Source organism: Rhizobium sp. BK196, assembly GCF_014193255.1.
Taxonomy (GTDB): domain Bacteria; phylum Pseudomonadota; class Alphaproteobacteria; order Rhizobiales; family Rhizobiaceae; genus Rhizobium.
The window spans coordinates 625,842-652,409 of the sequence record NZ_JACHZB010000003.1 but is presented as its reverse complement, the minus strand read 5'-3'; the positions used below and the strand labels follow the sequence as shown (position 1 = coordinate 652,409).

Sequence of the window (26,568 nt, the reverse complement as noted above, 5' to 3'; positions counted from 1 at the left end):
AAGTTCAGGTTAGATAGAGCAGGAACGGCTATTTCCCGTTCCTGTGCAGGATCACGCCCAGTTCATGCCACTCGCGGCCGTCGCGCTGAATCAGTTCGTCGGCACAGGCAGGTCCCATGCTGCCCGGAACATAGGGATCAGGAATGCGGTCATCTTTTGCCCACTCGTCCAGGAAGGGCTGCACCGCCGCCCAGCCGGCCTCGATGCCGTCGGCGCGCTGGAAGAGCGTCTGGTCGCCGATGAAGAGGTCGTAGAGCAGGGATTCATAGCCGGTTGTCTTGCTGATATCGAATTTGTCGGCATAGCGGAAATCGAGCGAGACCGGTACGGTGTCGACGGATTGCCCCGGTGACTTGATGGAAATCTCCATGCTCATGCCCTCATCGGGCTGCACCTGGATGACGAGCCTGTTCGGCGGCAGCCGTCGGTTAACCTCCGTCTCGCGGAACTGCGCGAAAGGAACGGGTTGAAAGGTGATGACGATTTCGGTATCGCGCGCCGTCATCGCCTTGCCGGTGCGCAAATAGAAGGGAACGCCTGCCCAGCGCCAGGTATCGGCATAGAGTTTCAACGCCACATATGTCTCGGTCTTGCTGGTGGGTGAAACATCCTTCGTATCGCGATAAGCGGGCAAGCTGGTGCCGTTAAGCGGACCGGCGGTGTAAGCCCCGCGCACGCCATTCGCCTTGGCTTCTTCCGGCGTATAGATGCGCAGCGCCTTCAGCACCTTGCTCTTCTCGTTGCGGATCGCCTCCGCGTCGAAGCTGTTCGGCGGCTCCATGGCGATCATCGCCAGAAGCTGGAAGAGGTGGTTGGGGATCATGTCACGCAGCGCGCCGGTTGCATCGTAGAACTTCCCGCGCGTGCCGACATCAACGATCTCCGAGGCGGTGATCTGCACGTGATCGATATAGCGATTGTTCCATAGCGACTCGATCATCATGTTGGCGAAACGCGCCGTCATCAGGTTCTGCACCGTTTCCTTGCCGAGGAAATGGTCGAGCCGGTAAACTTGGCTTTCGTCCACGCGTGCGAGGATGCGCGCGTTCAAGGCCCGGGCCGAGGCAAGGTCGGTGCCGAAGGGCTTTTCGATCGCCACACGGCGGAAGCAGCCGCCGCTTTCGTCCATCAGCCCGAGATCGGAGAGTTTCTCGACGATCGGGCCGAAGAAGCTCGGCGGCACGGCGAGATAGAAGGCTGCATTGCAGGTCGTGCCAAGGCGCTTGCCGATTTCGAGAAAGATATCGTCCTTGGTGAAATCGCCTTGCAGATAGGAGATGCGCGCTCGCAGGCTCTCCCAGGCTTCATCCTTCGCGCTCGCCTCCTCGCCTTCGAGATGGGCAAGAAAAGCATCCAGCCGCTGGCGCAGGAATTCATCGTCGCCGGGCTCGATGCCGACGCCGAGGATGTTCAGATCCTGGCCGACGAGGCGGCTACGGGTGAGATTGATGATGGCCGGAACCAGCAATCGCCGTGTCAGGTCACCGGTGGCGCCGAAGATGACGAGAGTGACGGGCGGGGTGGGGTGTGCGTCCATACGTGCCATCTCCTGCTGAATTGTCCCGGCCGAATATAAAGCGCTCCGGCTTTGTCGCAAGCACCTTGCGGTTCAACGATAACAAGCGTTTGACATGGTGAGCCAAATATATAAAGACATAAAGATGTCATTATGTCATTCAGGGGGTAGCCATTGATCGACATTGTCAGCGCCGGCTTCTTCGTCATGGCCGCTCTCGCACTTCTCGGCTCGCCGGGGCCTGCGATCGCCGCCCTTCTCGCAACAGGCCGCCTGCACGGCATGGCGACCGGCCTGCGCTTTTATCTCGGTTTGCAGATCGGCCTCGCGATTGCGGCCGCAGCGGCTGCGGCCGGCCTGCTGTCGTTGATCGAGGCAATCCCTCTGGCAATGCTGGTGATGACGGTTGCCGCCTCCCTCTATCTCGTTTGGTTGTCCTGGAAGATTGCCTCGGCGCCAGTCGGTGCCGATCTATCCGTTGCTCGGCGCGAGACGTCTCCGACCCTTGCCGGCGGTGTCGTGCTGGGCCTCACAAACCCCAAGGCCTATATTGCTTTCGCCTCGCTTTTTGCTGCTTACCGGCTTTCGCAGGATGGCGCGCTGGACATGCAGGCCAAATGGGCGCTCTGCGTCCTCGTCATGATCGTGGTCGATATTTTCTGGCTATGGCTGGGCGTTGCTTTGGGCAAGGCGAAGCTGGAACAATCGAGCGAGCGGGCGCTCAACATCTGCTTTGGCCTCGTCATTCTCGCGACTGCGATAGTGTCGCTGGTCGAACTTGTCGGCACCTGAGACAATAAGCCATTGCGGAAGAGCTTTCCGTAATGGCCGTTTTTAGGTGATGACAATTTACGCCTTGGAGGAGGACTTGTCCGTTGTCGTACCGGTGGCCGGCTTCGTTTCGGTCTTTACCGGCCAGGTAATGTAATAATTCTGCGTGCCCACCTGTCCGAAGTAGACCTCATTGCCGGTGCCTTTCTCGATGAAGCTGCCATTTTCGCTTCGGACCAGGCGTCCGTGCGAATCGCGCTGGAGATGGTCGCGCAGGAAGTCGTTCCAGTCGTCGGTCTTGATATCAGTGCCCTTCTTCTGGTCGATATCGGCTTCCTTGGGGTCGGTCACGTCCCAGGCCTTGATCGAAACGCCCTGGGTCGGATCGGTTACCGTCAGCTTGCCCTTCTTGAAGGCGGCAAGCATGGCGGCTTCCTGGCTGCCTTCGCCCTTGGCGTCTGCCGCAGCCGTCATGTTCTGCCGCAGCAGCGCCATGAAAGAGGCGGTGGTGATATCGGTGCTGGCGGTGGTGTTGCCGGATGCGTCTGTCGATCCTGCCTTGCCGGCATTGATCCTGTCGAGCATGACCGACAGAGCCGAACGGGACTGCGAGGGAAGGCTGGAATAGTCGTGATCGCTCGGGCTGCTGGAGCCGCCGTCAGAAGAATTGCCTTTGATCGTCTGCAACGCGATCTGCGCCGTCATGAGCTTCATGTTCGAAACAGAAGAAACCATCTCAAAATCTCTTTATCAGGCCTCGCACATGGCGGCGCAAAGGCGTTTAACGGATAGGGATTGGCATCGATGACGCCAGCAAAAGCACGTCTGGATGGAGAAACACAGGGCTGATCACTACACTTCAAACTTTGCGTGTGGCTTGCCGATGGCGGCAAAGCTGCGACGGCAGTAACCACAAGGACCGCCGCCGGCATTCAGGGCAATAAACCGGGACTGTGCGATCAGGCCTTTACGGCCACCATGAAGAGCCGCGGGAACTTGAGCAGAAGCTTGCCGTCGGCAGTCTTCGGATAGACTCGCTCGATGCGTTCGAGATAGTCGGCCAGAAATGCCTCGCGATGCTCTTCGCCGGCATGATCGAGATAGGGACGCAGGCCCGTTCCCTTCACCCACTCGACGATCGCAGCGGCATTGTCCATCGGATGATTATAGATCGTATGCCAGATGTCGACGCGGGAGGATTTGGCGGTCAGCCGGCTGTAATAGGTGGATGGCGGCGCAAGCCCATTGCGCCGCACGCTCTTCGTCTCGAAGGCCGCCCTCCAAGGGCCGGCATGCGCCGTCTCCTCCATCATCAGATGGCTCTGCTCGCCAAGATTGTCGGGCATCTGCACTGCGAGCACGCCGCCCGGCGCCAGCCCGTCCATCAGCCTGTCGAAAATGTCGAGATGATTGGGCAGCCACTGGAACACTGCATTGGCAAAGAGCAGGTCGGCCGGCTCGGAAGGCTGCCAGGTGGAAAGGTCGGCCTCCACGAAAGCCGTGCCCGGCAGACGCTTGCGGGCCGCCTCCAGCATGTTGAGGTCGCTGTCGAGACCGGACACATTGGCGGCGCCATAGCGGTCGATGATCAGTTCTGTTGAATTTCCCGGCCCGCAGCCGAGATCGACCGCGTGGCGCAATTCCGTCAGCGGCACCTGCGCCAGCAGGTCGCGCGCCGGGCGGGTGCGTTCATCCTCGAATTTCACATATTGGCCTGCTGACCATGCCATCATTTTTCTCCTGATGTCGGGCCACGTCTTGGGACGAGGCGAATGCGAACCTTGTCGATTGCAGCCATCGAGTTTAACTATTTCGAACTCGAACGACCTATTTCCGATAATTTCACTTGCTGCCATTCGGTTCGAATGGGCCGTCCAGCAGAGTTCCTGCGTCGAGGCGAAGATCACTTTTCGCAAAGCAGGCGCTCGCCAGAGTAGGGTTGGTAAGTACAGTCCGACGGCCGGAAGGAACGGTAGCTGCGGGAGCAGGCGATGATGTTGCAGGACTGCGGTGCGCCTTGACCGTCAGTCATTGTTCCTGGCGACTTCGCCGCATTCGGGGCAGGCTCGGTCATAGCCTCCCGCATGAAGTCACGCCAAATCCGTGCCGGCAAGGCGCCGCCCGTGACGCCGTTCATCGGTGCGTCGTCGTCATTGCCCACCCAGACGCCGGCGACGAGCGGTTTCGTGAAGCCGACGAACCAGGCATCGCGGTTGTTCTGGCTGGTGCCGGTCTTGCCGGCCGCGAACGTCCCGGGGTCGGCGCCCCTTCCGGTGCCGCGCTCGACCACCAACTGCAAGAGCCCGAGAAGATCGGATTGATAGGGAGAAAGGTCGATATTCGGCCTGGCTTGTGAACCAACCCGAAACGCCTTTGGCTGCCCCGCCGCCTGAAAGTCGATGATACCCCAGGGCCTTACGGGCGCCTTGCCAAAAAGGACAGATGCGTAGGCACTGGTCAGGTCAAGCAGGTTCACTTCGGATGTGCCGAGTGCCAGGGATGGTGTATTGGCAAGCGGCGCATCGATGCCGAGCTCGCGTGCGGCGGCAATCACATTGTCGAGCCCCACCTGTTCGGCAAGCCTGACAGTCGCGGCATTGAGCGACCGGGCGAAAGCCTCGGCGAGTGTTACCCAGCCGTGATAACGGCCGCCGGAATTTTCCGGCGACCAGCCGTCGATGTCGATCGGCGCGTCGAGAACCCAATCAGACAAGGTGAGCCCAGCCTTCAGGGCGGCGTAATAGACGAACAGCTTGAAGGTGGAGCCCGGCTGCCGCATCGCCGTGGCGGCGCGGTTGAACTGGCTTGCCTTGTAGTCGCGGCCGCCGACCATGGCAACGACAGCGCCGTCCGGTGTCATCGCAACCAACGCTGCCTGCGATACTCCAGCAGCCGTTCCTTCCTTGTCTAAGGCTCTTTTTACGACGCTTTCAGCGATCTGTTGCAGATGCGGCACGAGGGTGGTGCGCACCGTCGTCGATCCTGGCGAGGAGCCGGCGATCTCGCTCGCCTGCGGCGAAATCCAGTCAGCAAACCAGCTTCCGGAGCGCGGTGTCGGTGTCGTGGGATGCAGCTTGGCGAAACTCGTCTTGGCTTTCTCCGCCTCCGGTCCGGTGATCTTGCCATTGGCCACCATCGCGTCAAGAACAACGGCGGTGCGTTGCCGGGCGCCTTCGAAATTATCGATCGGATTCCACTGGCTCGGTGCCCGCAGCAATCCCGCCAGCATTGCCGATTCCGGCAGATCCAGGGCGACGATATCCTTGTTGAAGTAGATCCGTGCGGCCGCAGGCATGCCGGTCGCGCCGGCGCCGAGATAAGCGCTGTTGAGATAGCGTGTCAGGATTTCTTGCTTGCCGAGTTTCCACTCCAGCCAGAGGGCGATGACGACCTCCTGTATCTTTCGTTTTATTGTCCGATCGCTGTCGAGATACTGCAGCTTGATAAGCTGCTGGGTGATCGTGCTGCCGCCCTCTACCACCGAGCCGGCTTGGAAATTCCGCAGGAGCGCTCTTCCGATCCCTCTGACGTCGATGCCAAAGTGATGCATGAACCGCCGATCCTCGATTGAGAGGACGGCGCCGATCAGATACGGCGGAAACTGGCTGTATTGCGCATAGGCTCCTTGATACGGCCCCTGCCTGACCAACGGTGCACCGTCAGCGGTTTCCAGCACCACGACAGGCTTCAAGGTTCCATCGCGGATCTCGCCCCAGGGAACGTCCTTTAGCGCCCACACCAGCAGGCTTCCCGTCAGGAGGAGGCAGACAAGAAAGGCCGATCCCAGAGCGATTTTCCACCATCCTGCATGCGAGCCGCGTCGGCGATTTTTGAAGGGCATCGCACGGATACCGCGTCCTGCTTTAGCCAGAGCAGTCGCAAACCACTTGCCAAGATTGCCGATCGTCGTTGTGGTTTCCGGCCGGATTGATCCCTTGAATTTCGTCCTCAAATACGAAGCGGCTGCGACTGTCTTGGCCTTGGCCCAGGTTGAACTCACCCGCAAATCATGAGCCAGGGCATGCAGTAAATTGTACGCCGCCTGTTTGCTTTGGCCGAAGGACTTGACGGGTTGTTGCGGTTGGTCGGTCTGGGGGGGTGAACTGGTTCCGTCCAATGGGTCCGTGGCGGGCGCCTGCGCCCCAGCATCGTCAGTCGGAAGCCCCATATTTGCCGATTGATCGGCACCCGTGCTTGGGCCACCGGCACTTTGCGTTGGGGATTTGGGAGGACTTGGCATCGGTTACCGCTAAAAGGCTCTTCCCGAAAATAGCGCGCGCTTATAACGCGGCAATGCCAAATGATCCATCGCAAAACGGACGCGTAATGCGTTCGCCGAGGATCCCCGCTTTATGTCATCGGACCTAAGTCCTTGTTCGAGCGGGACCTAGGTCCAGTGTCCAGACATAGTGCAGACGACATATTAAGATTCAGGCGTGGGGAGATTGCCTTCAACGGAGTGCGCATGAATCGGAATTGGAAGAAGACATGAAAAAGCTCATTATCGCAGCTCTGGCCTTAGCGACGGCGTTAACAGCGTCGCCGGCATTCTCTCAGATCTACTTCGAGTATGGGACCGGCCCTCGCTATTACGATCGCCCAGAACCACGGTACTATCGCTATCCGCCACGCTACGCCTACGATGACGACTATGACCGCCCGAGGTATCGCCATCGCGACCGGTGCTGGACACAGAGATACTACGGATATAGGCATCACCACCGCGTGGTACGATACAGGACCGTCTGCGACTAGACTCTGTTGCCACAGGCTGCAATCACGGCGCGTAGAGTCCATTGCCTTTTAAGCGCTGCCCGATGTTACTATCGGCCGGGAAGGCGGGTCCAATCCTCTGGGCGCGCTGAGACCTGCGGGAGCTACGGCGTCCGCAAAGCGTCGGCATCCTTCCGAACGCGATGATGGTGGTTATCTCTGAGGGTATTCAGAGCGTAGGTCCTATCTCCCCGTGAACGTTGGACCGTGCATCCGTCGGCGCAAGAGGATCGGCCGCGCAGGCCGACCGATTCAGGCGACCAGGACCGCCGCACCAACACCTGCACATTTCAGATCTCGACGAATGTCGGCGGGGTCAGCGAAGATTTTCTTTTATCGGCTTGTAGCAGGCATCGGTGTCGCCGATCTCGGTCTTGCTGATGGGCTTCCATGTATTCCGATCGAAGTCGAAGAACTCGATGAAACACTTGTTGACCTCGTAGCTCAGCCACTGGGCGGCAACGAGCCGGCTGTCCGGGCTATAATCGAGGTCCAGATACATATTGTCTTCGCCACCACGGGGGAAAGATGCCGGACGACCTGTCTGGTTGTCGGCGACTATGGCGAAAGAACACCCGGCACCGCAACCAATCTGGATAAGCGTATAGTGTCCAGCGAAATTCGGTCCTTGACGCATTCCCTCGCGGATGCGCGTTCTGAAACTATTGAAGTCACGGTCACGCCTTTTGAAATCCGGCAACACCGTCTTTCCGGTAAACCGGCCTTGAACCGGAAAGTCGGTTGCGTTTGGCCGCTCGACCGTGATTGCGGGAGACACTGCGGCGGGCACGCGCTGTAGTGCGATGTCTGCGCATGCAGTTCCGAACCAGGATGTGGACGTCAAGACCCCTAAAACGACAGTACGCAGAAACACGATCAAATCCCCAGACACCGCAAAATACATGCTAACGGATCAACTGCTGCGCACAATACTGAAAGCGGTGCTTAGGCAGTCAAATAGCGAATGTGTTCAACGCGGGCGACGCCTTGAGGACGACCTCTTCGCTGGTCGCTCCGTAGCATCGGGAGAAACTGACGGCGCTTACGCCGCCAGTATGGTGATCCCGTGGGCGTTTGCAGCGGCCCGCATACGGGCCACGGTTTCCGGTGACGGGCTGCCAGGCGGCTGCTCGGTAACACCCTCGGTTTCGATGAATTCGGCCATGTCGCGATCGACGATGGCGGAAAAGACTGTGGGGACGGTTCCATTGTTGGAATAGCCGTGCACCATGAAGGGCGCGATAGTGACGATATCGCCTTCGCTCGCCTCGATCTCTTCCGGCCCTGTATCGGTGAGCCGCCAGATCGTCAGTGTACCTTCGATGATCCGAAAGACTTCCGGGCTTGCATGGGTGTGGCGCGGCGTCCTGCCACCGGGCTCGACCGTCACGTCGAAGATGTTGAGCCAGTTGCCTGTGAGGCGAGCCCGTCGCTCGACCTTGTCACCCAGCACGAAGAAGCTTTTTGCCTCCGTCCGGGCATTTGTTTTCACAAATGAGTTGGACATGATGTCTCTTTCTTGTTCTTGCGGGGCGGTCCGATAGACCTTCGCGGCGGTTTTGGCAACCGCCGCAAAATCGGGGAGGGAAGGAAAGAGCGGCTTTTGCGTGCTTTCAGGCCCTGAAACCGACCGCGATCATATCGGTATGGCTTCTTCTCTTCGCAAGTGCGACAGGTTGGCCACCACCATTCCTGTAATATCGGCGACACAGAAGAGGCGCATAGAACGCGCCGATCCTTCCCGCCAATCCGGCATACCACCAGCGGAGCAACCCCATGTCTTCTCTTCCCGTCGTCGGCGCCGCCATGACGATCGACGAACTCGTAAACCATCGTGACTGGCTCTTCGAAAAGTCCCGCGACCTCGAATTGCAGAGCTTCATCGATGCCGACGTTCTGAATGGCGACTGGACGCCGCGCGCAGATCGCGCCAGGAAACTGCTCGATGGCTTCAAGGGTCGCGTCGGCATCCATGGCCCGTTCTGGGGCTTTGTCATCGCCTCGCAGGATCCGGATATCCGCGCGGTTGTCTCCCGCCGCATGCTGCAGGGCCTCGATGTCTGCGCTGCGATCGGCGGCACGCATATGGTCATCCACAGCCCTTACACGACCTGGGGCTATAACAATCTCGACAACAATCCCGGCGAGCGCGAGAGTATCATCGATTATTGCCATCAGACGATGCGGGAAGCCGTGAAGCGTGCCGAGGAAATCGGCTGCACTCTCGTCATCGAAAACATCGAGGATAAGGATCCGCATATCCGTGTGGCGCTGGCTGAGAGTTTCAATTCGCCGACCGTCGCCGTCTCCATAGACACCGGCCATGCGCACTACGCTCACGGCTCCACCGGCGCCCCGCCGGTCGATTATTACGTCCATGCCGCCGGCAACCGCCTCGGCCATGTTCATCTGCAGGACGCCGATGGTTATGCCGATCGCCACTGGCCGCTCGGCCAAGGCACCGTCAACTGGCGTGCGGTATTTGCGGCCCTTGCCAAGGTTGAAAGCAAACCGCGCCTGATCATCGAGATCAAGGACAAGTCGAAGATCATCGCTTCGGCCGAATATCTGGCTTCGATCGGCGTAGCGCAGTAAATCACGATTGGCGGCGAGTGATGTCTCGCCGCCGCCCTTCAGGCCGCGGCATCTTTCGGCCGCTGCGCGAACGCGACCGGCAGGCAGAGTACATAGAGACCTGCGCCCAACACCCAGACCAACCCCGGAAAGACATCGCGTGAGGCAAAATAGACCGTGCTGATCGCCAGTGGCCCGACGATCGAGGCAAGGCTCGTCATGCTCGCCAGCAGCCCCTGTGCGCGTCCCTGATGATCGCCATTGACCCGCCCTGTCACCAGAGACTGGAGGGCCGGCGCCCCGATGCCGCCGAGGCAGAAGAGCGGCATGAGCAGGAAGGCCATCCAGCCCTGCGTCACCAGCGCGATGGTGATATAGGCCGCGCTGTCGGCGACGATGCCAATCAGCAGCGTCCGGTGCTCTCCCCATCTTTCGCTGATCGGCCCGGCGATGAAGGCCTGCACGACCGCATGGAAAAAGCCGAAGGCGGCAAGTGAAAGGCCGACCATCATCGGCGACCAGGAGAATTTGTCCTGACCGTAGAGAACCCAGATCGTGCCGCCAACCTCGCCGACAAGGGCAAGGATGAAATAGGCGCCGGCAAGCGGCAGCAGCAGCCGGTAGCCCATCAGCCAGCGGAAATGCGCGAGCGGTGAAAACTCCTGTTTCTCGGCTTTCGCACCGGTCATGCGCGTCTCCGGCAGCATGAAGAGCGCCATCAGCAGATTGGCAGCATTGAGTGCAGCAGCAGCAATGAAGGGCAGCCTCACCGAGAATTCACCCAGAACGCCGCCGATCGCCGGGCCGGCAATGAAGCCGATGCCGAAGCAGGCGCTGAGTTGGCCGAAGCGGCGGGTGCGCTCGGCATCCTCGGTGAGGTCGGTCACGCAGGCTGCGGCCACCGCGTTGCTGGCGCCGGTAATACCGGCAATCGCCCGGCCGACGAAGAGCAGCCACAGCGATGGTGCTGCGGCCATGAAGACATAGTCGACTGCGGCGCCGGCGAGTGACACCATCAACACCGGCTTGCGGCCGAACCGGTCCGACAGTGAACCCAGCACCGGGGAGAAGATGAATTGCATCAGCGCATAAAGTGCCAGAAAGGCACCGAACCGCCATCCGAGATCGTCAGTATGGCCGACATCCTGCAGCAGCCGCGGAAAGATCGGCAGGGTCAGCCCAATGCCGGCGGCATCGAGGATCACGGTGGCATAGACGACTGCGAGCGCTTTTTTCATAGGATCGTCTGAAAATTTATCACTGATAAGTTCCTTATCGCTGATAAATCGAAATGGCAACAGGGAATGGAACCGGGATGAAGGTAGACCGCGCGCAAATCGTCGACGAAGCGCTGAAGCTCTTGAACGAGGTGGGCATCGATGCGCTCTCCACACGAATGCTCGCCGAGCGACTGGATGTGCGCCAGCCCGCCCTTTACTGGCATTTCAAGAGCAAACGAGCGCTGGTGGAGGCCATGGCCGAGGAGATCATGGCGCGAGGTCACACCCACGACTGGTCGGTCGTACCTGAGAATTGGCGGGAATTCATGCTCGAAAACGCCCGTGACTTCCGTCGCACGCTCTTGAGCTATCGCGATGGCGCCCGCGTCCACGCCGGCACCGAAACCAGCCCGCAGGATCTTCCCAATGTCGAAGCCCATATCGCCGTCCTTGTTGGAGCTGGCATCGAAGCGGAATTCGCCATGGAGCTGCTCGTCGCTGTCGCCCGCTACACTGTCGGCTGCGTCATCGAGGAACAGGCCGAACCGCCGCCGGAGCAGGAAAAGCTCGACGCTGCCGCAGCCGATTTCCCGCTGACCCGCCGGGCTATTGCGCATTACCGAAAATCGGGCCACGAAGCCTTTTTCGAAGCCGGTTTGCAGATGATAATCGATGGCGCTGAACGGCGGCTCGCAGAACGCGCCTGAGGCTCAGTCGCGCATCGCCCAGCGAATGCCGGCGGCGACAGACAGCCCCAGCAACGGCCATATTGCCCAGAATGTCCCGTGCCATGTCAGCATGTTGATGGCCACGATGCCAACCCCGCTGACGGCAAGCGCGGCGACGCGCTGATCGAACCGGTCCTGCCTCCGCACCCATATCATTGCCGCCACGAAGGCGAAGGCAAGCAGCGGCCAAACCGCCCAAAACTCGCCTTCCCAAGTGACAATGTTTATGAAGATGAGTACCGCGCCGATAAGAGCGAGAATGCCACCGAGCTTGCGCAGCCTGCCGCGCGGGCGCAGCGCCGGGCCGGGTTTTGACGCCGGCGTTTCGAGGGACCGTTCGGGAGCGGCTGCCGGCTTCCGCGGCTCCGGGCTGATATCGCCGATGCGCACGGCATAGCTCGGCACGGCATCGGAAACATTCTTCATCTCCAGCGGCCCCAGAAAGTCGAACCCCACAGCGACCTTGTTTCGCACCTGATCGTAGACAGTGTTCGAGATCACGATCCCTCCGGCCGGCGCGGAGGCCTGCAGGCGGGCCGCGATATTGACGCCGTCGCCATATATATCCTCACCTTCGACGATGACGTCGCCGAGATTGATGCCGATGCGGAAGAGCATCCGTCCATCCGTGGGCCGCGCCGCATTCTTGCCGGCAAGCTCGTTCTGCACGTCGATCGCTGCCCGGACGGCTTCGACCACACTCGGGAAATCGGCAAGCAGCCCGTCACCCCACGTATTGATCACCCGTCCGCCATGCGAGGCAATCAGGCGGGACATGGCATCGCGGTAATGCTTCAGCATCGCGAGCGTCCCTTCCTCGTCCTCGCCCATCATGCGCGTATAGTCCTGCACGTCGGCTGCAAAAATCGTCGTCAGCTTGCGTTGCGTCTCGCTCATGAAATCCCCCATGCCGCCGGCGAACCCGCGGCCTCATCTACCATAGGTGGGATCGCAATCTTTAGCCCGGTAGTTCGTTTCAAACCCATCCCACGATCCTAGAACTGCGTAATCACGCTGATACCGGTGCCCTCGGCCCTGTCGAGCGCCATCAGCGCCGGCACGGCCTCGGCAAGGCTGATGCGCCGGCCGATTAGTTTCTGCGGCGCGATCTTGCCGGATGCGAGCATCGAAAGCATGGCGTCGTAGCGCCAGGCCTGCATGCCATGGCTGCCGTAGATTTCCAGCTCGTGGCCGATCACCTGCGCCATCGGGATCTGCGGCGTGGAATGCTCGCCGAGCATTAACCCCACCTGCACGTGCCGGCCGCGCCGGCGCAGGTTCTTGATCGAATTGAAGCAGGTGACGGGATGGCCGAGTGCATCGATGGAAACATGCGCGCCGCCCTTTGTGAGCTCGCGCACGGCTTCTGCCACGTCGGCGACTGCGGAGGCATTGATCGTCGCCACCGCTCCGCATTCGCGCGCGAAGGCAAGCTTCTCCTCGGAGATATCGATGGCGATCGCATTGGCCCCAAGTGCGCTCGCGATCATGATCGCCGAAAGCCCGACACCGCCGCAGCCGTGCACGGCGATCCATTCGCCGGGGCCGGTGCGGGCCTGGTCGGCGACAGCGCGAAAGGAGGTGGCGAAGCGGCAGCCGAGGCTCGCCGCGGTGGCATCGTCCACGCTCTCCGGCAGATGCACCAGATTGGTATCGGCATAATCGATGCCGACATATTCGGCGAACGAGCCCCAGTGGGTGAAGCCCGGCTGGAACTGGTTGGGGCAGACCTGCTGATTGCCGGAATGGCATTCGCTGCAATGGCCGCAGCCGGAAACGAAGGGCACCGTCACCCGGTCGCCGACCTTGAAGCGTACCACGCCCTTGCCGGCAGCGACGATCTTGCCGGCAAGCTCGTGCCCCGGCACATGCGGCAGCCGGATATCCGGGTCATGGCCCATCCAGCCGTGCCAGTCGCTGCGGCAAAGCCCGGTCGCGCCGACCTTGATCACCACACCATCTTCAGTCGGTGTCGGATCCGGCACGGTGCGGATATCAGGCGCCTGCTCGAAGGCTTCATAGTACATGGCTTTCATTTGTTCTTCTCCTCGGGCGGCACGGGGCTGTCTTCATCCATGATGCCATGCGGTGAGGGTTTTCATCCAGTCGTCCTTCCATCATTTTCCGTTATGGACCCATCGCTTTGGTACCGTGACACGCGCATCAATATTTCAATCGCAGCGCGGTCTCCGGCATTTTGTTGCTTCGATGTTTCAACCGTCAATTTGCGCTTGACCGGTCCGCGTACGGAGGATTTTGCTTTGCCGACTTCAGAGGAGAGCCCAAAATGCCCGTCGATACATCACCCCGCACGACCACCTGGACTTATGTCGACGGAGAGTGGATTGCCGGCAACCCGTCGCTGATCGGGCCGACTTCGCATGCCATGTGGCTGGGCTCTACCGTCTTCGACGGCGCCCGCTGGTTTAATGGCATCGCGCCCGATCTCCACCTGCACTGTCAGCGCATCAACCGCTCCGCCGTCGCCATGGGCCTGAAACCGGTCAAGACGGCTGAGGAGATCGAAGCGCTTGCCTGGGAAGGTGTCGAGAAGTTCGACGGCAAGACGCCAATCTATATCAAGCCGATGTATTGGGGCGAGCACGGTTCGGCGGGCAGCGTCGTGACCGTCGACGGCGAATCCACCCGTTTTGCGCTCTGCCTGTTCGAGGCGGCCATGGGCGGACACGGCGGCTCCTCCCTCACTGTCTCTCCCTACCGTCGCCCGACCCCGGAAACGGCGATGACGGACGCCAAGGCAGGTTCGCTCTATCCGAATAGCGGCCGCGCCATCGCCGAAGCGAAAAGCCGCGGCTTCGACAATGCCCTGATGCGCGACATGAACGGCAATGTGGCCGAAACCGCTTCCTCGAACGTCTTCATGGTCAAGGACGGCGTGGTCTTCACGCCGATCGCCAACCGCACCTTCCTCGCCGGCATCACGCGGCTGCGCGTCATGGGCCTTTTACGCAAGGCAGGCTTTGAGATGCGCGAGGCAACGCTGTCGGTCGAGGATTTCATGGGTGCCGACGAGGTCTTTACGAGTGGCAACTATTCCAAGGTGGTCGGCGTCAACAGGCTCGACGGCCGTCATTTCCAGGAAGGCCCGGTCACACGCAAGGCGCTGGAACTCTACATGGACTGGGCCTACGGCCGCTCTGCGAGCGATGAATAGTGGTGGTGGTGAGAGCCGGTGCCGCGTAGCGGCAGCAATCGATCCAGTGGATCGATTGCAGGCTCGAACGCCCTGAGCCACGCGAAGGGCCAGGCGCCGCTTGGCCGGTCCGGCAATCGACGGCGCTGCCGGATCGGCACTCTATCACGGCCGGACCGGCGAGCCGATGTAACCGGCGGACTGGATATAGGCGATCGGTGCAAAGAAATTCCCGCCAGCATCGAAGGCCATCAGCCCTTCCTCGCTCAATGCCGTCTGCACTGCCGGCCGCGACCCGACACGCTTCATGAAAGCGGGAAGCGCCGGAAACCGGTCGAGATCGATTTTGATCCATGGCGACCAGTTAAGGCAGACGAAAAGATAAGCATCCGCGACCGTGAAATCCTCGCCGGTGAGATAGGGGCCGGCAAGCTTTCCGTTGATCCAATCGAGACGCTTGTGGACGACCTCCCGCATCGCGTCATGTGCCGTCGCATAGTCGGCGTTGAAAAGCATCGCCATCGGCTTGTGCAATTCCGACGTGATAAAGTTCAGCAGAGACTGCACCTGGTTACGGGCAAAGTTGCCGAATTCCGGCAGCATCCTTCGTCCATCAGGGGAACTGTCGGCGAGAAATTGGGCGATCGCCGGTCCCTCCGTCAGCACCTTGCCATCGTCAAGTACCAGCGCCGGAACATAGCCGTTGCCGTTGATCAAAAAATAGTCGTCTCCCTCGCTGGTCCTGTGCGTCTTTCGATCGACCGTGATGAGCTCGATATCGATATCGAGTTCGCGGCAGATAATGTGCGGCGACAGCGAACAGGCGGCTGCATGCATATAAAGCTTCATGGCTTCTCCTCCTGCGGCGGTTCGCGACCGGCCGCATCAATCCGTTGGACATTTGTACTATTTCGCATAAAATTTCCTCGGTCAATTATTTTATGCGAAACGGTACAAAATGAGCGAGAAGAAGCGTGGCCGCCCGAGAGCCTTCGATGCTAAAGTGACCCTGGAAAAGGCGAGGGACGTATTCTGGGACCGCGGTTTTGCCGGCACGTCGCTGGATACGCTGAGCGCTGCCACCCAGCTCAATCGTCCGAGCCTCTACGGTGCGTTCGGCGACAAGGAGGCTCTCTATCTCGATGTCATGGAGGCGTATCGGGCCGAAAGCATGGATGTGCTGGCGGATGCACTCGATCTGTCACTGCCGCTGCGCGACAATCTCGCGAACGTCTATAAGGGCGCTCTGAAGATTTATCTTCATGGCGAAACCGCTGCGCGCGGCTGTTTTCTCATCAGCACCGCGACGGCTGAGGCAATCCAGCACGAGCGTGTTCGAGAGCTCCTGCGCCGCAGTCTCGAGGATTTTGACAGTGCGATCGAACAGCGCATGGCGCTCGCCGTCGAACGCGGCGAACTGCCTGACGGCAGCGATGTCCACATGCTTGCGAGGCTTGCCTCGGCCGTCATGCATTCCCTCGCCGTGCGCGCCCGGGCCGGCGACAGCCGGAAGACGCTGGAGGCTTTGGCACAGTCCGGCGTAGATATGATCTGCGGCAAAGCCTGAGGTTCAGGCTTCCTCCTTCGTCCGCACCAGCCATGTGAAGGCCGCGCCCGCCAGCAGCAGGACGCTGGTACCGAGAAAGACAGCCGGCATGCCGATATGCCCGCCGACGAAGCCACCAAGGATGGGCCCGGTGACCTGTCCCACATATTGCGAAGAAATGGACAGTCCGAGAATGCTGCCGGCGGCACTATCCGGCACATTGTGCCGGATGACGGCAGTGATGCACGGCAGCAGCCCGCCGAGCGCCAAGCCCATCAGGAAGCGCAGGCCGATCAGCTGCCATGAGGCGGTCACGAAGGCCTGCGGAATGAGCAGCAGTCCCGCGATTGCGAGCGCGCCGGCAATGACCGGCCAGTGGCCGATCCGGTCGGCAAGCTTCCCGAGCCGCGAGGCCGAGAGAATGCTGCCGAGCGCTGCCGCCGACATCACGATGCCGGCCACCATCGTCACCTGATCCTGATCAGGGACGAGTTGCGCCACATAGACGGTGATGATCGGCTCGATCGACATGTTGGCGAGCATCAGCAGCAGGCCGGTCGCGAGCATGGCGACCACCGGCCCCTTGTCTGGAATGGATTTCCAGTCGCCGGAGGCCTTGGCCGCCTGCTTTCGGGCTGCCGATTTCTCCTCCTTGATCAGGAACGTGGTTGCCAGGAAGGCAATGAAGATCATGCCGCCTGCGGCCAGAAACGTGCCGCGGATGCCGATGATGGGCGGCAGTGCCCCGCCGATCAGCGGCCCGACGAGATTGCCGGCCATGATGCCGGACGAGAGCACGCCGAGCGCCCAGGCAGACCGGTCCTTCGGCGTCTGCGTCGCCACCAGCACCGTCGAGCCGGAGGCATAACCGCCCGCCAGGCCCACGAAGAGGCGCAGCGCCACCAACTGCCAGACGCTGCCGGCCATTCCCATCAGCGAGATGGCGATGGTCATGCCGAGGCTGGCGCGCACCAGCATCAGCTTGCGCCCGTAGATGTCCCCCAGCCGGCCCCAGAGCGGCGCCACACAGGCGGCAGCAAAGAAGGTCGCGCCATAGGCGATGCCCGACCACTGCACGATCGCCGCATGATCGCTCACGCCAAGTTCTTCCACATAAAGCGGAAGAAACGGAAGCAGCAGCGTCATCGCCACGATGGTCGTGAACGAACCAAGCAATGAGATGACGAGATTGCGTTTCCAGTAGGCGGATCCGGGCACCACCTTCGCGGCGTCCCATTGAGTGTCTGTCATTGCGGATCTTCTTCGGTACAGTCTGGCGCGGCCAAGATGAAGCGATCCTCACTTTACGCACCGACCGGAATCCTGCCAAGGACGAATTCCCCCCGATCAGACCTGTCGGCAAGGGGACGGCAGTTTGAATGTCATGATTTCGCCGCTTACTGATTGCAATATGCAATCAGTAATGTGAAGGAGCAGACATGATTAATAGCGATCAACACCGCGCACAGATGCTGCGCGATCTCTACGCAGCCTATATCGCTCACCGCAAGGATCTCGTCGGCGCGATGCTGGCTGAGGATTTCACTTTCTCCAGTCCGCAGGACAATCATATCGACCGCACCGCTTATTTCGAGCGATGCTGGCCGAACGAGCCGGCGTTGAAGGCCTTCGACATCGAGTTCCTCACGGTTCAGGGTGATGAGGCGGTCGTCCGTTACCGTGCCGAAATGACTGATGGCAAGGCCTTCCGCAACATGGAAAGTTTCCGTTTCGACGGTGACAGGATAGCCTCGGTCGATGTCTATTTCGGCCGCAACACGCCTAGAAGAGCCGCACGGCCGATGTCGCGATAATGACGATGGAAACTGCGATCATCAGCGGTTTCACCGGCAGCCGCTTGACGAGGATCGCTCCGAACGGCGCGGCGATAACCCCGCCGATGATCAGGCCCGCCGCCGAGCCGAGTTCCGACCAGCCGAGCGCCAGCGCGAAGGTGATCGAGATGATCAGCGTCACGGCGAATTCTGTGAAATTGGTCGAGCCGATCACCCGCTTCGGATCGTGACCAACGCCGACGAGCGAGCTGGTGACGACCGGCCCCCATCCGCCGCCGCCGATAGCGTCCAGCACGCCGCCGCAAAGCCCGACTGGCGGCACCATCCAGTCGCGGACATCGCGCTTCGGCGTCGGGTGGAAGGCCTTCCAGAGAATGAGGAGGCCGATTGCGATCAGATAGGCCGAGACGAAGGGCTCGATCACCTTGCCGTCGACACTGGCAAGCAGGAAGGCGCCAACCGCCCCGCCAATCATGCCGGCCGGCGCCAGCCGCGCCACTAGCTTCCAGTCGACATTGCGATGCCAGACATGGGAGATGCCCGACGCCGCCGTCGTGAACAGTTCCGTCACATGCGTCATGGCGCTGGCGTTGGCAGCAGGCACGCCGAGCGTCAGCAGGCTGGTCGTGGACAGCACACCGAAGGCCATGCCGAGGGCGCCATCAACGATCTGCGCGCAGAAACCGACGATGACGAAGAGGAAGAAATCCGTGCTCATGAAAATCCCTGACGAGCGAAGGCTTGGCCGCAAACATGTCGAGCACGAAAAGGTTCCGTCTCAGACGTTTGGAAAGCGCTGCTTGAGGCGCATGACCTTGAAGAAGCCGTTCGGGAAAACCGGCAATATTTCAATTGCATCGAAACCGCTCCTGCGTGCCCAGTCGGTGATCCGGCTGATCCGGAAAGACGAGCTCCAGCCGATCCGCCGGGCAAGCGGCGCCACCGCCTCCTCGATCGCGCCCTGAAGTCCTGCACCGTCGCCGAGCTTGCTGGCCAGGATGATCTCGCCGCCCGGCCTCAAAACACGGGCGCATTCGTCCAGCGCCCGTTCCGGCTCGGGAATAAGCGTAATGACGAAAGGCAGGCAGACAGCATCGAAAGATTTATCTTCAAAAGCCAGCGCGTGCGCGTCCATCACCTGCAATTGCCGCACATGGAAAAGCTTGTCGCGGGCGATTTTTTCCCGCGCCTTGGCGATCATATGCTCGGAAATGTCGATGCCCGTCACCCTGGAGCGCCGGGGATAGTGGGAAAGAACCAGCCCGGTGCCGACGCCGATTTCCAGAATGTCCGTACCGGCCCTAGCTGCAAGCTGCGCCAGCGTGCGATGCCCGTCGCGCAGGAGACCCCGATAGAGCCGGTCATAGACCGGCGCCCAGCGCTGATAAATTTTCTGCTGGTCTTCCGCCTGATTGTGAACTTGTCCCACGTGCGCGCCTCCTCCAGACCCTGCCTTCAAACTCATGAAGGCAGGCTCCGGTTCCGGCGGCATTGCAATTCCTTGTGGCCACGCCGCTTTCATGTCCCGCAAAGCGCGATACTCCCCGCGGTTTGCGCTTTCGAAGAGAGCCTGTGGCGAGAGGTGTTTTTTCCTCGAAGTCGTTGTTTTTTGATAATTCGCCGGTTGCCTGTCTGTGCTTCCCCTCCTATGTTCCGCCTCACCTGCCGATGACGCAATCTATTGCCAAGAGGAGATCTGATATGGCTTTCGAATTGCCTGAACTTCCCTATGACTACGAAGCCCTTGCTCCCTTCATGTCGAAGGAGACGCTGGAGTTCCACCACGACAAGCACCACAAAGCTTACGTCGACAACGGCAACAAGCTTGCAGCGGAAGCCGGCCTTGCCGATCTCTCCCTGGAAGAGGTCGTCAAGAAGTCTTTCGGCACCAATGCCGGCCTCTTCAACAATGCTGCCCAGCACTACAACCACATCCATTTCTGGAAGTGGATGAAGAAGGGCGGCGGCGGCAACAAGCTGCCGGGCAAGCTCGAAGCAGCCTTCAATTCCGACCTCGGCGGCTACGACAAGTTCAAGGCCGATTTCGCGAATGCCGGCGCCACCCAGTTCGGCTCCGGCTGGGCCTGGGTTTCCGTCAAGAACGGCAAGCTCGAAATCTCCAAGACCCCGAACGGCGAAAACCCGCTCGTGCACGGCGCGACACCGATCCTCGGCGTCGATGTCTGGGAACATTCCTATTACATCGACTACCGCAACGCTCGTCCGAAGTATCTCGAAGCCTTCATCGACAGCCTGATCAACTGGGACTACGTCCTGGAACGTTACGAAGCCGCCACGAAGTAAGTTCTTCTGAGCGTCTGATTTTCCGCACCCGGCGCCGCAAGCGCCGGGTGTTTTCGTTTCCGCGGCTGAAAATCCTTCGAAGACGCTTGACTTACTCATACCTGTTTGGCTATTGGTTTATTCATAGCCAATCGGATATGAATCCATATGTCGAACGCCGATGATGCGCTTTTCAGGGCGCTTTCCGATCCTACCCGTCGAGGCATCTTCGAGCGCCTGTGCCGCGAGGGCGAGAAGACAGTCGGTGCCCTGACGGCACGAGCCGGCGTTTCCCAACCGGTCGTCTCGAAACATCTGGCGGTGCTCAAAACCGCCGGCCTCGTGCGCGACCGCCACGAAGGCCGCCAGACTCACTATACCGCCGAGATCAAGGCCCTTGCCCCTCTGGCGGAATGGACGACGGAGATGGCCGGCTTCTGGGAGAAGCGGTTCGACGATCTCGAAGATCTGCTCAAAAGGATGGACCAATGAACGAGACCTCGCCTGAAATCCGCTCCGTCATCGTCGAGCGGGAGATCGCTTTCCCGCCCGAAAAGATCTGGCGCGCGCTGACCCAGCCACATCTGATCGGGGAATGGCTGATGAAGAACGACTTCAAGCTCGTTCCGGACCACCGCTTCAAGCTGACTGCCGAATGGGGTTCAGTCGATTGCCGGGTGCTGGAGATCGAACCGAACAGGACGCTTGCCTATACCTGGGATGCCTACGGTCTCGAAAGCACAGTCACCTGGACACTGACGCCCGCCGGTTCGGGCACCCATCTGCGCATGGAGCAGGCGGGCTTCCGCCCGGATCAGGAACAGGCCTACCAGGGCGCCAAGTTCGGATGGCAGCGCTTCTTCGAAAATCTGCAGCAGGTTCTGGCGCGCGCCGACTGATCAGTAACATCGGCCTGTTTGAGGAGGAATACCAATGAATTGGAACAAGTCTATCCGCCAGCTCCACCGTTGGCTGTCGATCATCTTCACGGTGACAGTCATTGCCAATTTCGCCGCGATGGCACTCGGAACACCGCCCGCATGGGTGGTCTATTCGCCACTGCCGCCGCTTTTCCTGCTTTTGTTCAGTGGCCTTTACATGTTTGCATTGCCCTACTTTACGGACCGGCGTGACCAGGCATCGGTCGCGAGCTGAGACATCGCGCGGCTTTTTGTTAAGAGGCCGCGGCTGGCAGCGCCGTCACATCGCTGTCATCCGCCGTCTCTACATCACGCCGCATGTCTTCCGCCGATCTTCCCCTTTTCCGCTTCGGCATCATCGCCGATCCGCAATATGCTGCCATCGAACCGCAAGTCGAGATGGGCCGCTATTACGCCAACAGCCTCGCCAAGGTCGCGGCTGCGATCGAAACTTTCAATGGCGAGAAACTGAGCTTCGTTATGACGCTCGGCGATATCATCGACCGCGATTTCAATAGCTTCGACGATATCCTCCCGGTCTATGAAAAGCTGCGGCACGAGGCGCACTTCCTGCTCGGCAATCACGACTTCGGAGTCGCTCCTGAGCATCTGGAGAAGGTCGCGGAACGGGTCGGGATGCCAGCACCTTATTACAGCTTCCAGCGCCATAGTTTCCGCTTCATCGTGCTCAACGGCAATGAGGTGAGCACCTTCGCGCCGCCGGAAGACCATCCCCATCGTGCGCTTGGTCGCGAGCGTCTGGCGGCTCTGCTGGCAGCCGGCGCCAATAACGCCCATGAATGGAACGCGTCGCTGAGTGACGGACAGTTCGCCTGGCTGGCTGGCGAAATCGAAGCGGCGAAGGTCGCGGGCGAGAAGGTGATTGTGATGAATCACTTCCCCGTCTATCCACCCTGTGAACATGATATGTGGGACCGCGAGCGCATCATCGCACTCCTGTCCCCGCAGCAAAACGTCGTCGCTTATCTCAACGGTCACAACCATGTCGGCAATTACGGCAAGGTCGGTGGCTGCCACTTCGTCAATTTCAAGGGCGTGGTCGATACCGAGAGCGAAAACACCTTCGCCATCGTCGATGTGTATGCGAACCGGATGGAGATTCGCGGTTTCGGCCGCGAGGATAGCCGCACGTTGGTTTACTGAATTCGGCGGCCTTCCGTCCTCCTGGCGCAAGCGTCGGTTTCTGTGCTCGCTGCTCCGGCGCTTCCGCCCTCGGTGGTGAACGCCTATTTGCAGGGTATCGCGTACTCAAGCATTCGCGGCCAGCGGCTTCTCCATCCAGCTCTGCGTCCAGAGCGAGCGCAGCCCGTCACCTTCGCCCTTGAAAAAGGTGTCGGCCTCCGAGCAGACCTCCACCCGGTCGCCGCGGAAATTGCGGATCGCCTGCCTGAGTTCGCACCAGGCGACGATATTGGCGGTCTGGGAATAATAGATCAGCGCGATGGGGCGGATCATCCGCTCAGTCGCGCGTCCCATTTCGTCGCGATAGTTGAGCTTGAGTTTGCGTTCGTCGCGGATCGCCCGGCGCACAATGGCAAGGTCCACTCCTGCAGGTGCCGGTGCGACCGTGCCCCAGGCATACAGCGCCTTGGTCTCCATCGCCTGCCGCAACGGCGGCGGCACGGCGCCGGCAAGCTTCTGGTTGACACGTCGGGCCGCGAGCTTCAACTCCTCGTCACCGGTGCGCTCCAGCAACGCCAGCGACAGCACGATCGCCTCCGTCTCCTCGATCGAAAACATCAACGGCGGGAGGTCGAAGCCCGGCCGCATGATATAGCCGATGCCCCGCCCGCCCTCGATCGGCACCCGCATCGCCTGCAGCGCGGCGATATCGCGGTAGATCGAGCGTACGGTCACTTCCAGCTTTTCAGCCATGACCGCGGCGGTCATCGGCTTCTTCGCCAGCCGCAATATCTGGATGATCTCGAAAAGCCTGGAGGCCTTGCGCATTTGCCGCCCTTTCTCCCACGCTCCTGACAATACACTGTCAGTTGGCTTGCCGTATAGAGTCGTCTATCGAATTGAAATTCAACGCGCTTCGTCAGAAGCGTGCCTGAAAGGAAGATGGGCAACTGACATGGACTACCACGAAAGCCTCTGGCTCTACTTCACCCTTCTCTTCGGCATCATCATCGTGCCCGGTATGGACATGCTCTTCGTGCTCGCCAATTCGCTGACGGGCGGCACCAGGCGGGGTCTGGCCGCCACCAGCGGCATCATGCTCGGCGGGGCGGTGCATTCGGCCTATGGTGCGGCGGGCGTCGGCATTCTCGTCGCCATGCTGCCTGGTGTCTTCAACGTGCTGCTCTTTGCCGGCGTCGCCTATATGATCTGGATCGGCATCTCGCTGATGCGTAGCTCGGTCAAGGTCGAAACGGTCGGCCCCAGCACGGCTCGCTCCACCTGGAAGGCGTTCCGGCAGGGTGCGGTCACCTGCCTCGTCAATCCCAAGGCCTATATCTTCGTGCTCGCTGTCTATCCGCAATTCATAAAGCCGGAATATGGCCCGATCTGGCTGCAGGGGCTGATCATGGGCATTATGACTGTGCTCACACAGTTTGCCGTCTACGGCACGCTTGCGATGACGGCCGGCCGCAGCCGCGATCTCCTGGTGTCCAACCCGAAGACGACGGCCGTCATCGGCCGCCTCGCTGGCCTGCTGCTGGTTGTCATCTCCGCGGTCAGTCTATGGCAAGGGTGGAAGGCGGCCTGATCCTGCCTCTTCTTATCACATTGTTTTTATGAGGATCCGGCTAAACGTGACTATTCGGCGACATGGATTTTGTCATGATCACGGTGCAGATTGCCCTCGGCCGGCGTCGCCGGCGGAACAATGGAGAGAGAGAATATGAATTGGAAAGCAGTGGCTGCGGCCATGGCGTTCGCCGGCATCGCCCTTGGCCCGGTTGTGGCCGCCGACGGCACGCACGACGCACGCATTGGAATGATGAAGCAGATCGGCGGCGCAGCAGGTTCTCTCGCTGCCATCGCCAAGGGCACCAAGCCCTATGATGCCGAAGCCGTGAAGACGGCTCTGAAGACGATCGCCGAAACGGCGAAGGCTTTTCCGGACCAGTTCAAGCCGGGTACCGAGACGGGCGACAGCGAAGCCAGTCCGAAGATCTGGGAAAACATGGACGACTTCAAGGCACGCGCCGCGAAGCTGTCTGCCGACACCGAAACCGTTCTCGCTCAGCTTCCGGCCGATGCTGCCGGCGTCGGCGCTGCGCTGAACGCGGTCGGCGGCAATTGTGGTGGCTGTCATCAGCTCTATCGCATCAAAAAAGACTAAGCGATAGAGCGCTTCTCGCATGATCCCATGATCCGCACTGGTCTTGCCGCTGGTGCGGATTGCCTTATTCTTCCGGCTGCCGGGCCGGCAAGCCCTTGATATCGACCGTAAGGAGAGGCGGCGCATGGTCCGCAGGTTCATCCGCATTCTGCTCTGTCTCATCGGCGTGGTGGTGCTCGGCGGCGCGGCCTTCTATTTCGTCACGGCGCCCGATGCGCTGCCGGAAAGCCACTGGGCCAATCTCGGCGCTACCGACGTTGCGAATGGCGAGAAGGTTTTCTGGACCGGCGGCTGCGTCAGCTGTCATGCCACGCCCGGAGCGGAAGGCGATGCGAAGCTGATCCTTGCCGGCGGCCTTGCACTCAAAAGCCCCTTCGGCACCTTCTATATTCCGAATATTTCCCCGGATGAGCAGGCCGGCATCGGCCGCTGGACGCTCGCTCAGTTCGGCAACGCCATGAAGCGCGGCGTCGGCCCCGACGGGCAGCATCTCTATCCGTCCTTCCCCTACGGCTCCTATACGCGCATGAGCGACAAGGACGTCAACGACCTTTTCGCCTATTTGAAAACCTTGCCGAAGAGCAGCAATGTCACTCCGCCGCACGAATTGCCGTTCCCCTTCAACATCCGCCTGGCGCTCGGCGGCTGGAAACTCCTCTATTTCAATGATCAACCCCGCGTCGTGCTTGCCAATGCCGACGACAAGTTGAAGCGTGGCCAGTATCTGGTCGAAGGTCTCGGCCATTGCGGCGAATGCCACACCCCGCGCGATTCCCTCGGTGGCTTCGTCCGTGACCAGTGGCTTTCCGGGGCGCCGAACCCGGAAGGCAAGGGTCGCATACCAGACATCACGCCGGGCTCGAAGAGCGTCGGCTCCTGGAGCGAGGCCGATATCACCAACTACCTGCAGACCGGCTTCACCCCCGATTTCGACTCTGCCGGCGGCCAGATGGTCGACGTGCAGCGGAACATCGCCCATCTGCCGCAGTCCGACATCGAGGCGATTTCCGCCTATCTGAAGGCGGTTCCGAGCAAGTAGCGTCTGTTTGGCACAAGCACAGCTGGCCACACTGGCACAATGAAGCACCCGACCCTTGAGGAAACAGACGCCGCAATTGCCCGCGTGCGTGAACGGCTCGCCGCGCGCAACGCGGTTCTTGCGCGCTGGTTCACCGATACGCTCGCCGTGATGGAGGCAAAGATTGCCAGCCGTCTCGATGATCCCCGCGATCTGGCACAGGCGAGGGCCGCAGCCTTCCTGTTCGTGAGGAGAGCACTGCACCAATGGGCGACCCGCCCGGTGCATGAGGTGGCGCCCGGAGACAGCCTGCCGAAAGAGGTTCGACGGCTCAAATGATTGGCATGCTTGGGGCGTCAGGCCGCCTTCGGCTGATGCTCCGCGCCAAGAATCTGCACATAGGTGTCGAGTTCTTCACTGCCGAAGCCGAGCGCCCGGTAGATTTCAGCCGTAAAAGTAATCGGCGCCGAACCTGGCGCAGTCACGATCATGCCCGATCTTACGGCCTGCGGACCGTCGCGATAATGCGCCTGGCCGCGATAGCCCTCAGCACTGGCAATAAAGTCGGGCGCGTTGCTGGTATGCGGAATATTGTTCAGCGCGCCCGTGCGCGCCAGGGCGAGCGTCCCGCCGCAGATCGCAGCAGTGACCTTGCCACGCGAGATGAAATCATCGATGACCGGTGAAAGATCCGGCGCCCTTTCGGTTTCCCAGATCGTGCCCCCGCAGATAACAAGCGCATCGAAAGCGTCGCCATGCAGGTTCTCGGCCACAGTATCGGCCGCCACCCGCATGCCGCCCATGGAGCGGATTTCCGCGCCGCCGGGACTTGCCGTCACCACATCGAAGCCAAAATGAGTGCGGGCGGAGGCAGCAAGCTGCCCCACTTCCCAGTCCGCGAAGCCTTCGGTCAGAACCACCGCCAGTCGGGTCATGCCTTCCTCCCTTGCAAGATG

At 60.6% G+C, this 26,568-nt stretch carries 30 protein-coding genes; 15 read left to right on the top strand and 15 right to left on the bottom strand.

The genetic code is table 11. From position 1 onward, the window contains the following. Positions 1 to 28: 28 nt before the first annotated feature. Positions 29 to 1,537 carry a glucose-6-phosphate dehydrogenase gene (zwf, locus tag FHT78_RS14370; protein WP_183744908.1) on the bottom strand — a complete coding sequence of 503 codons (1,509 nt, stop codon included), beginning with the start codon at positions 1,535 to 1,537 and terminating at the stop codon, positions 29 to 31. A gap of 153 nt (positions 1,538 to 1,690) precedes the next feature. Between zwf and FHT78_RS14365 the strand changes: the two genes are divergently transcribed. Next, positions 1,691 to 2,308, top strand: coding sequence for a LysE family transporter (locus FHT78_RS14365; protein WP_183744905.1), 618 nt, complete (start codon positions 1,691 to 1,693; stop codon positions 2,306 to 2,308). Positions 2,309 to 2,365: 57 nt separating this feature from the next. Here the strand turns inward: FHT78_RS14365 and FHT78_RS14360 are convergent, their stop codons facing one another. The 5 genes from FHT78_RS14360 to FHT78_RS14340 all read right to left on the bottom strand — a co-directional run bounded on the left by FHT78_RS14360 (position 2,366) and on the right by FHT78_RS14340 (position 8,567). Continuing rightward, the gene (locus tag FHT78_RS14360; protein ID WP_183744902.1) at positions 2,366 to 3,022 is read right to left on the bottom strand and encodes a hypothetical protein; all 657 of its coding nucleotides are present in this window, start codon (positions 3,020 to 3,022) and stop codon (positions 2,366 to 2,368) included. A gap of 224 nt (positions 3,023 to 3,246) precedes the next feature. Beyond that, positions 3,247 to 4,017 carry a trans-aconitate 2-methyltransferase gene (gene tam / locus FHT78_RS14355; protein ID WP_183744899.1) on the bottom strand — a complete coding sequence of 257 codons (771 nt, stop codon included), beginning with the start codon at positions 4,015 to 4,017 and terminating at the stop codon, positions 3,247 to 3,249. A gap of 173 nt (positions 4,018 to 4,190) precedes the next feature. Then, positions 4,191 to 6,527 (bottom strand): PBP1A family penicillin-binding protein, encoded by a 2,337-nt coding sequence (locus FHT78_RS14350; protein ID WP_183744896.1) that lies wholly within the window; start codon positions 6,525 to 6,527, stop codon positions 4,191 to 4,193. 849 nt (positions 6,528 to 7,376) lie between these two features. Next, the gene (locus tag FHT78_RS14345) at positions 7,377 to 7,934 is read right to left on the bottom strand and encodes a hypothetical protein (protein WP_246715280.1); all 558 of its coding nucleotides are present in this window, start codon (positions 7,932 to 7,934) and stop codon (positions 7,377 to 7,379) included. 168 nt (positions 7,935 to 8,102) lie between these two features. Beyond that, on the bottom strand, positions 8,103 to 8,567 hold the full coding sequence (locus FHT78_RS14340) for a cupin domain-containing protein (protein ID WP_183744894.1): 465 nt from the start codon (positions 8,565 to 8,567) through the stop codon (positions 8,103 to 8,105). Between the two features lie 269 nt (positions 8,568 to 8,836). Between FHT78_RS14340 and FHT78_RS14335 the strand changes: the two genes are divergently transcribed. Further along, positions 8,837 to 9,655 (top strand): sugar phosphate isomerase/epimerase family protein, encoded by an 819-nt coding sequence (locus FHT78_RS14335; RefSeq protein WP_183744891.1) that lies wholly within the window; start codon positions 8,837 to 8,839, stop codon positions 9,653 to 9,655. Between the two features lie 38 nt (positions 9,656 to 9,693). Here the strand turns inward: FHT78_RS14335 and tet are convergent, their stop codons facing one another. Then, on the bottom strand, positions 9,694 to 10,872 hold the full coding sequence (gene tet, locus FHT78_RS14330) for a Tet(A)/Tet(B)/Tet(C) family tetracycline efflux MFS transporter (RefSeq protein ID WP_183744887.1): 1,179 nt from the start codon (positions 10,870 to 10,872) through the stop codon (positions 9,694 to 9,696). Positions 10,873 to 10,949: 77 nt separating this feature from the next. Here tet and tetR point away from each other — a divergent pair, with 77 nt between their 5' ends. Beyond that, positions 10,950 to 11,561 (top strand): tetracycline resistance transcriptional repressor TetR, encoded by a 612-nt coding sequence (gene tetR / locus FHT78_RS14325; RefSeq protein ID WP_183744885.1) that lies wholly within the window; start codon positions 10,950 to 10,952, stop codon positions 11,559 to 11,561. A 3-nt stretch (positions 11,562 to 11,564) separates the two neighbouring features. On the opposite strand, the gene FHT78_RS14320 is transcribed toward tetR, so the two are convergent. Then, entirely contained in the window at positions 11,565 to 12,479 is a 915-nt protein-coding gene (locus FHT78_RS14320) for an adenylate/guanylate cyclase domain-containing protein (protein WP_183744883.1), read from the bottom strand. 98 nt (positions 12,480 to 12,577) lie between these two features. Then, positions 12,578 to 13,618, bottom strand: a complete 1,041-nt coding sequence (locus tag FHT78_RS14315) for a zinc-dependent alcohol dehydrogenase family protein (RefSeq protein ID WP_183744880.1) — start codon at positions 13,616 to 13,618, stop codon at positions 12,578 to 12,580. Between the two features lie 251 nt (positions 13,619 to 13,869). Between FHT78_RS14315 and FHT78_RS14310 the strand changes: the two genes are divergently transcribed. Continuing rightward, a complete protein-coding gene (locus FHT78_RS14310) occupies positions 13,870 to 14,757 on the top strand; it encodes a branched-chain amino acid aminotransferase (RefSeq protein WP_183744879.1) in 888 nt (295 codons plus the stop codon). Between the two features lie 144 nt (positions 14,758 to 14,901). Here the strand turns inward: FHT78_RS14310 and gstA are convergent, their stop codons facing one another. After that, on the bottom strand, positions 14,902 to 15,585 hold the full coding sequence (gstA, locus tag FHT78_RS14305) for a glutathione transferase GstA (RefSeq protein ID WP_183744877.1): 684 nt from the start codon (positions 15,583 to 15,585) through the stop codon (positions 14,902 to 14,904). A gap of 109 nt (positions 15,586 to 15,694) precedes the next feature. Between gstA and FHT78_RS14300 the strand changes: the two genes are divergently transcribed. Next, positions 15,695 to 16,303, top strand: a complete 609-nt coding sequence (locus FHT78_RS14300; protein ID WP_183744876.1) for a TetR/AcrR family transcriptional regulator — start codon at positions 15,695 to 15,697, stop codon at positions 16,301 to 16,303. A 3-nt stretch (positions 16,304 to 16,306) separates the two neighbouring features. Here the strand turns inward: FHT78_RS14300 and FHT78_RS14295 are convergent, their stop codons facing one another. Further along, on the bottom strand, positions 16,307 to 17,533 hold the full coding sequence (locus FHT78_RS14295; protein ID WP_183744874.1) for an MFS transporter: 1,227 nt from the start codon (positions 17,531 to 17,533) through the stop codon (positions 16,307 to 16,309). 188 nt (positions 17,534 to 17,721) lie between these two features. On the opposite strand from FHT78_RS14295, the gene FHT78_RS14290 reads away from it, so the two are divergent. Then, positions 17,722 to 18,096, top strand: a complete 375-nt coding sequence (locus FHT78_RS14290; RefSeq protein ID WP_183744872.1) for a nuclear transport factor 2 family protein — start codon at positions 17,722 to 17,724, stop codon at positions 18,094 to 18,096. Here the strand turns inward: FHT78_RS14290 and FHT78_RS14285 are convergent. Beyond that, positions 18,065 to 18,796, bottom strand: coding sequence for a sulfite exporter TauE/SafE family protein (locus tag FHT78_RS14285; RefSeq protein WP_183744869.1), 732 nt, complete (start codon positions 18,794 to 18,796; stop codon positions 18,065 to 18,067). The genes FHT78_RS14290 and FHT78_RS14285 overlap by 32 nt on opposite strands. Positions 18,797 to 18,856: 60 nt before the next feature. Continuing rightward, on the bottom strand, positions 18,857 to 19,507 hold the full coding sequence (locus FHT78_RS14280) for a class I SAM-dependent methyltransferase (protein ID WP_183744866.1): 651 nt from the start codon (positions 19,505 to 19,507) through the stop codon (positions 18,857 to 18,859). 272 nt (positions 19,508 to 19,779) lie between these two features. On the opposite strand from FHT78_RS14280, the gene FHT78_RS14275 reads away from it, so the two are divergent. The 5 genes from FHT78_RS14275 to FHT78_RS14255 all read left to right on the top strand — a co-directional run bounded on the left by FHT78_RS14275 (position 19,780) and on the right by FHT78_RS14255 (position 22,445). After that, a complete protein-coding gene (locus tag FHT78_RS14275; RefSeq protein WP_112704194.1) occupies positions 19,780 to 20,382 on the top strand; it encodes a superoxide dismutase in 603 nt (200 codons plus the stop codon). A gap of 147 nt (positions 20,383 to 20,529) precedes the next feature. Continuing rightward, complete coding sequence (locus FHT78_RS14270) at positions 20,530 to 20,853, top strand: metalloregulator ArsR/SmtB family transcription factor (protein ID WP_183744864.1); 324 nt, start codon at positions 20,530 to 20,532, stop codon at positions 20,851 to 20,853. Then, positions 20,850 to 21,260: an SRPBCC domain-containing protein gene (locus FHT78_RS14265; protein WP_183744861.1), complete on the top strand. Its 411-nt coding sequence runs from the start codon at positions 20,850 to 20,852 to the stop codon at positions 21,258 to 21,260. Before FHT78_RS14270 ends, FHT78_RS14265 begins: the two co-directional genes overlap by 4 nt. Positions 21,261 to 21,294: 34 nt before the next feature. Beyond that, a complete protein-coding gene (locus FHT78_RS14260; RefSeq protein WP_183744859.1) occupies positions 21,295 to 21,516 on the top strand; it encodes a hypothetical protein in 222 nt (73 codons plus the stop codon). Between the two features lie 83 nt (positions 21,517 to 21,599). After that, positions 21,600 to 22,445 (top strand): metallophosphoesterase, encoded by an 846-nt coding sequence (locus FHT78_RS14255; protein ID WP_183744856.1) that lies wholly within the window; start codon positions 21,600 to 21,602, stop codon positions 22,443 to 22,445. Between the two features lie 105 nt (positions 22,446 to 22,550). Here FHT78_RS14255 and FHT78_RS14250 read toward each other — a convergent pair whose 3' ends face one another. Next, positions 22,551 to 23,252 (bottom strand): YafY family protein, encoded by a 702-nt coding sequence (locus FHT78_RS14250; protein ID WP_183744853.1) that lies wholly within the window; start codon positions 23,250 to 23,252, stop codon positions 22,551 to 22,553. Between the two features lie 127 nt (positions 23,253 to 23,379). On the opposite strand from FHT78_RS14250, the gene FHT78_RS14245 reads away from it, so the two are divergent. From FHT78_RS14245 to FHT78_RS14230, 4 genes are all read left to right on the top strand, one after another. Then, a complete protein-coding gene (locus FHT78_RS14245) occupies positions 23,380 to 24,015 on the top strand; it encodes a LysE family translocator (protein WP_183744850.1) in 636 nt (211 codons plus the stop codon). Between the two features lie 135 nt (positions 24,016 to 24,150). Beyond that, a complete protein-coding gene (locus FHT78_RS14240) occupies positions 24,151 to 24,594 on the top strand; it encodes a cytochrome c (protein ID WP_183744847.1) in 444 nt (147 codons plus the stop codon). Between the two features lie 124 nt (positions 24,595 to 24,718). Beyond that, positions 24,719 to 25,633, top strand: coding sequence for a c-type cytochrome (locus FHT78_RS14235; RefSeq protein WP_183744844.1), 915 nt, complete (start codon positions 24,719 to 24,721; stop codon positions 25,631 to 25,633). A 39-nt stretch (positions 25,634 to 25,672) separates the two neighbouring features. Continuing rightward, positions 25,673 to 25,951, top strand: a complete 279-nt coding sequence (locus FHT78_RS14230) for a hypothetical protein (RefSeq protein ID WP_183744841.1) — start codon at positions 25,673 to 25,675, stop codon at positions 25,949 to 25,951. 17 nt (positions 25,952 to 25,968) lie between these two features. On the opposite strand, the gene FHT78_RS14225 is transcribed toward FHT78_RS14230, so the two are convergent. Beyond that, a complete protein-coding gene (locus tag FHT78_RS14225) occupies positions 25,969 to 26,547 on the bottom strand; it encodes a type 1 glutamine amidotransferase family protein (protein ID WP_183744839.1) in 579 nt (192 codons plus the stop codon). Between the last annotated feature and the right edge of the window lie 21 nt (positions 26,548 to 26,568).